The sequence below is a fragment of the Bradyrhizobium altum genome (assembly GCF_020889705.1).
Taxonomy (GTDB): domain Bacteria; phylum Pseudomonadota; class Alphaproteobacteria; order Rhizobiales; family Xanthobacteraceae; genus Bradyrhizobium; species Bradyrhizobium altum.
Window position 1 is genome coordinate 1 of the sequence record NZ_JACMYP010000401.1, and the last position, 5,585, is coordinate 5,585.

Annotated in this window: 5 protein-coding genes; 2 read left to right on the top strand and 3 right to left on the bottom strand. The window is 55.1% G+C overall.

Annotated elements, in window-relative coordinates:
- From H8B02_RS44785 to H8B02_RS44795, 3 genes are all read right to left on the bottom strand, one after another.
- A partial coding sequence (locus tag H8B02_RS44785; RefSeq protein WP_229172140.1) for a hypothetical protein occupies nucleotides 1–594 on the bottom strand: 594 nt, incomplete at its 3' end.
- A gap of 454 nt (nucleotides 595–1,048) precedes the next feature.
- Nucleotides 1,049–2,101: a metallophosphoesterase family protein gene (locus H8B02_RS44790; RefSeq protein ID WP_229172141.1), complete on the bottom strand. Its 1,053-nt coding sequence runs from the start codon at nucleotides 2,099–2,101 to the stop codon at nucleotides 1,049–1,051.
- Between the two features lie 34 nt (nucleotides 2,102–2,135).
- Nucleotides 2,136–2,804 (bottom strand): hypothetical protein, encoded by a 669-nt coding sequence (locus tag H8B02_RS44795; RefSeq protein WP_229172142.1) that lies wholly within the window; start codon nucleotides 2,802–2,804, stop codon nucleotides 2,136–2,138.
- A gap of 661 nt (nucleotides 2,805–3,465) precedes the next feature.
- On the opposite strand from H8B02_RS44795, the gene H8B02_RS44800 reads away from it, so the two are divergent.
- Nucleotides 3,466–3,669 (top strand): hypothetical protein, encoded by a 204-nt coding sequence (locus tag H8B02_RS44800; protein WP_229172143.1) that lies wholly within the window; start codon nucleotides 3,466–3,468, stop codon nucleotides 3,667–3,669.
- A gap of 259 nt (nucleotides 3,670–3,928) precedes the next feature.
- The gene (locus tag H8B02_RS44805; RefSeq protein ID WP_229172144.1) at nucleotides 3,929–4,333 is read left to right on the top strand and encodes a hypothetical protein; all 405 of its coding nucleotides are present in this window, start codon (nucleotides 3,929–3,931) and stop codon (nucleotides 4,331–4,333) included.
- The last annotated feature ends 1,252 nt before the right edge of the window (nucleotides 4,334–5,585 follow it).

A 5,585-nucleotide genomic window follows, 5' to 3' on the forward strand; every position in this document is an offset into this window, starting at 1 on the left:
CACAATATCGGCCCCACCGAGCGAACCAGCAATCCTCAAAGAGATCTCGGGTCCTACTTCTAGCGTCGCCGGATTAAACGTACGGAGGTAGATGCTGTTAGTATCTCGACACTTGTACGAGAGCAAACCGAGTGTCGGAGGATCGACTGCGATCTGCCCGATTGGCGGCTGGTCGATACTCAAACAGGGAAAATCAACGCGTTGGCAGCTGGTGTTCACCTCGGCGCTTCCCAAATGGAGGCGATCGGCGGCAACGTAGGCTACGACTACTCCACCATCGTACTTGCGTAGTTCGAGCGTGTGGCGACTGGTTGGACCATCGCTGATCCGGCGCCGCTCGATCACGGATACGTTTTGGACCTTGTTCAGGTAGAGCCCGTCCGTCTCCTGTGTAAGAACGTGGGTAACGTCTCGCCCCTCATCCCTAACCGCGCTCACCTGTGTTGAAAGAAATGGACTCGACGTGGCTCCACCGGAGGTCAGCTTCAATGCTTGGTGGACGGTATTCTCCTTGATCCATTTCACTGCGGTCGACGTGCGAGGCAGAACAATTCCGTCAAACATACGATCGTCTTGAACATCACGAAACGCCACTAGATTGTATCGCGACGAAGCGCTTACATGAGTTTGAGCTTCTCGGCTTCTGAAATGCATAAAATATCTCCCCTAAAGCTACCGCTACCTACGGTAGATTGATCCGGGGTCGACCGCAAGTAGACCGCAGTGCACAAATACCCGTCGTGGTCGGACGGCCCATAATCACCGTTGACGGTTGCGCGAGCCAAACTAGCTCAGTTTGCAGGTTGATGACGCCTCAGTATCTCGCTGGCTTTGTCGGGCGTTGAAGCATGACAGCAGCGGCAGCAATAGGATGCGGAAGCTGAAGTAGTCCGAAAACGCTACGATCGATCTTGCGAGTTTCTCAATATCCAGCACTGCTCATGATTTCTTCGAAATATGCCTCGCACTTGCAAACCGCAACACGCGAATAAGCCTCTTAGCGCGACCGCGCTGCGCCGAACTGAGATGCAATGAGAATAGTCCATGCCTAAAAGTCGAAGCGTTGAGGGGCGCCCGGTAAGAACTGGTGGTTTTCGTCTAGACCACCTGCAGCGAACTGCCGATCTTTCCACTTGTAGAACGTGAAGTTAAATCCTAGGAGGTCAAGATCGAAGGAATAGAACCCCTGTTCAGACCGGTATTCCGAGGCGCTAGGACAGCAGAAGAATAGCGTTTGATGATTATTGTTCCCCGTGAGAGCACATGGGCCAAACCGTGGCACCCAAAACTCCTTATGATCGTGCCCAAATAGAACAAGATGCATCCCTGCTCGCACGCAAGCACGGACGAACTCTTCATTGTTTTCCATCAACGTAGTTGATCTGCGGTCAAACGGGTGATGGTGCAGGAGAGCGATCCTGACGCAATTGGAGTATTGAACGTTCATCGGGTTTCCCTGAAAATCGCTCACTGCCCCGTTTGCTCCGGCTTGATCGATATCTCTTGCTATCTTGAAAAAGTAATCCAGCGCGCCCTGATCTATCCGTCCTCGAGCCAATCGGTCCCACGGCCACAATCGCGCGAACACCCCTGGAGTCGAATCGAATACGAAAAAGAGAACTGCAGGTGAACCGTTAGCAGTGCGCCGGAGACCTCTTACATAAGGGTAGTTCGGATGAGGGAGAGTCAATTTCAGAACGTTCTCAAACACGGCCCCTTGACGTTGAAATCCAAACCAACTCCGGTCCCATCGATCATGATTACCAGGAAGTAAGAGTCGGCGATCGGGAGTAGCATTGAGTCCAATCGTGAGAGCTAGAGCCGGACTTCCCGCCGCGACCACGTTACTTTGAATGTACGACAGTCCAGTCGCGAACGAATCGGGAGAGCCGTCAGTAGACAAGTCGCCTGTCATTAATAGCGCGTCGTAATCGCCATCCTGAAACTGCAGGGCGTCTATCTCTCTCGCTAGGGCGACTAGCTTGCTGAACGAGTGGCACCCTGCGCGCAAGTGCAGTTCATAAAATGCACGTTTCTCGTGAGCAATCCGCGGCACAAAATGAAAGTCAGAAACCTGAATTAGCTTTGCTATGCGCTCCATAGCGGCCCCCAGCGCGTCAGTCGCTCAAAAACAGCTATCTCAATCCGCTTTCTCTTGTAGATCCGGTGATCTCGACTTTTGAAAAGGAAAGATGTTGCCGCGGATAAGCGAGTCCTTTGGACAACGTGATGTTGTATGGGACTGCTCGGCGGAAGCTTGAGTACAGCAGCGCCCTTTCCAGTAGACGAGATGTGCTTCCTCTCCGCCATCCCCGGAAAAGCCAGAAAGGAGCCAATGTCTCCTCTCGGAGTGTCAGCTGAGAGCGAAAAAGTGCCTCGTCTGCTAACCACCAGCTGCGCGTAAAATCTGCGAGATTTGGCGCCGTCTGGGACGGGCTAATGACGAGGTTGAAGGCACCAATCTCGCTGATATTGGCGCCATTTTCGTCGATGCGAACATCTAAGCGCGACTCGATTAAAACCAATGCGAACTCAGACAACTCTCGGGGAAGTCCGCTCGATTGCCCCAACATATCGACGATTTCAGTGCGCGATATCCATTTGTCACTGAAATGATCATCAGTAATTATGCTTCCAACTTGTGTGTCCCCGTCACTGGCGCGGACCTGTCGCATAACTGACTCGGCCACGCAATTCACCAGCGCATCGAGAACACCTTCGCGCTCGATTGAAAGAAGTGCTCGCCCAGTAGAATGCAACACGACGAGATCAAAGAGGGCGGGAAGCAGATCGGATAGCAACATGGCCGCTCGCCTGATCGTTTCCTAGTATGCAACCACTCTATACTTCTTAGACGCCGCAACCAATCAGCTTTGTTTCCAAAATGCATAAGGTGTCGGGTTTTCTCCTTGTAGCACTGCCCGAAGCTTACGTACCGGCGCCACTTACCTGCATTCGGCGGGCCGTATCGTGTCCGTTTCCCGGTCGAGAATCCCCATTTGGTCGCAGACACGACGAAAATCTACTAACCCGCGGTCACTCAGTTTCGATCGTTCTGACAGGGGCCTTCGATCTATCGCTGCGACCTGCGCTTTCTTCCGCGGCTCAGTTTCGGGCAGCCACTCATCGTCGCTCATTGCTTGTACCCCTGCTGCGCTCACGACCGTCCGGACCATTGGCGGAGGCTCGAAGATCACGTTCACGTCTCTGTTTCCGCACAGGGGGCACATCAGGCGGCTCCCAAGCCTTCCGAGCGGAAAATTGCGTCCCTTCGCCCACACCAACGTCTGCATGTCCAAGACCGCCTGGTAGTCGCAGGGCCGGACCCTGACTGGGCTTTCGACGTAGCCCCGGACACAGCGTACGCGGACGCGCCAGCTGAGCCGGTAGGCCTCCCCCAGCGTTTCGATTGACATGAGAACAAAATAAGAACAGGCTCGCGGCCGGTCAACACGGAAGTTGGGCATGTCCGCCGATCCCAAGCCAGTCCTCGAACCCGATCCCCTGGAGCTCGCGACTGACCAAATGATCGCGGCATGCGATGGCGACGTACGAGCAGCGGTGCGCGCTCTTAACGTTGCCAAGGGCCTTCTGGAGGCAGAGCTCCACGACGTCTACGAGGCGTCGTCCAAGGGATATGCCCGCGGTCGAATCAAGAGGAGCGAGTAGATCTAGGAGAACGCGATGGCCGACGTGACCCACTACGTCGCACTTCCCTGTGCGCCAGGCAACGCGATCGAATGCACCGGGCGCAAAAGCAGCGATCGTGCGCGTGGAGATTCTCGCACGAAAAGCAGGTACCGTTAGCTGCAATTGGTTTCAGCCGAACCGATGGCCCGTCGCTAGTGAGCTTGCAGATGCATGTCTTGCGCTTTTTCGGCGACGCGCCAACCGATTTGAACGCACTCCATCGCAGCCGGTGTTTGCCATGATCCCTCATCCGATTGCCGAGAACCTCCGAACTGCGTTCATCGAAGGACGCGTCGACGACCTGCACCTTGCGGATGCCTCCGATCTTGGAGGGTTCGTTCCAGAGAAAGCGCAATGCCACGACAACGCGCGGCGGTGGACTGCATTGCATCCGGGATCAATGATCATCGAAGGGTGGGTCGCTTCCGGTGACTCGATTTTCGAAAAGCACTCCGTCGTTACAAACGAAAACGGTGAGTTGCTCTGTATCACACCGAGGGAACCGTCCGCACACAGCGGTTCCTTTATCCGACATCAGCCAGAGTGGTCTCCCCTGCCATTTGCCGATCTTCCGGCTCAAGTGATGCACCCCTCAATCGTCGAAGCGGCAGCCCGTGCAATGCTGGGACCGAGTTTTGAATGAGCCGGCCAATACGGCGCTATCACTTATTCGGCCTCGTCGCAGCAATAGTGTCTTCCTTTATATTCCTCGTCGTGATCGGCCGAGCTTACGTGGTCCTTTTGCAACCGTCTGCGTGATCCGATCACGGAATTTAATCTTTTGACGCTCGCCGCAATACACGACGAGCACCATCAAATGACAAATCGGTGGTCTCGTGGTATAAACGGGCGTTCGCAAACTGGTCTCGGCCGCTTGAGGCTCAGTGCTCTGCGCACTGAACCTTGGACACCTTGCCCCTCGCCCGGTGCGATCTTCGCGCCGGGCTTTTGTTTGCGTCTACCCGCCCGGAGGTGCGCCCTCGTGGTGATAATTCCGTAATACTCGCTCCAGGCAGGCTACTATGTACCCATGCCCGTCACAAACATCCTAGATCTCCTTCGCGCCTCGCTGGTCCTTCTCATATTAGTGCAAACAACTTCTGCGCCGGCATCTTTACGAAACGAAGCAGTGCAGCTTGCCCTGCAAGCAGTACACACGGCGAGCCTTGCCCTTTCTGCAGCGAACACCCCAGCACAATCGGATATCCCACCAACGCCCGCCGGCCCATATGAGGAGAACGCAGCGGCTGTTACCCAAGCTTCCGCAAGCAATACTCCGCAGACATCAAACTCATCAGAAAGCTGCGCCACGCCTTGGGGAGGAAAAACCATCGCAAACGGCCAAGCCGTGATGAATGCCCCGTACTTTACCGGAGGCGTATGCACGCATGGAGGCACATCACACACATACAACGACGCGCTTCACCAGGCGCGGCACATCTGTGAAAGTGGCGCGTGGATCACCCAAGGCACATGCGATGAAGGAACGCAAAGCTGCATAGGTACGTGGAACGACTGCGCAACCATAGGGGACGCGGTTTAGATTGGGGCACAAAACCGCGTCGGGTTTCTACTTTCATCTGAGTGTAGTGGTAAGCGCGCTCTGCTTCGCTCAACTCGTCCTTCACTTGCACATCATCCATGTCATGATACGCTGTACCTACAAATGGCTTCGGCCGGGCCCCCGCAAGGGGGAGAACATGAAAGCCGTCAGAGCATCGCTTTGACGGCTTTTCGTATGCGTCGGAATGTTTCGGTGCCGACGGTCGCAACATGCCGGTCAAGGCGGCGCGTGTCGACCAAGCGGAGCTACGAAACAATTGCGGAGTACGCGGACGGTACACTAGAGCATGTTGTTTTTTGCCGGAATCGGGATTCCCAGAGGGGATGAGTTG

Excerpts from the sequence above, each read along its gene's own strand:
- H8B02_RS44790 (WP_229172141.1), bottom strand. The coding sequence starts at position 2,101 with ATGGAGCGCATAGCAAAGCTAATTCAGGTTTCTGACTTTCATTTTGTG.
- H8B02_RS44795 (WP_229172142.1), bottom strand. The coding sequence starts at position 2,804 with ATGTTGCTATCCGATCTGCTTCCCGCCCTCTTTGATCTCGTCGTGTTG.
- H8B02_RS44800 (WP_229172143.1), top strand. The coding sequence starts at position 3,466 with ATGTCCGCCGATCCCAAGCCAGTCCTCGAACCCGATCCCCTGGAGCTC.
- H8B02_RS44805 (WP_229172144.1), top strand. The coding sequence starts at position 3,929 with ATGATCCCTCATCCGATTGCCGAGAACCTCCGAACTGCGTTCATCGAA.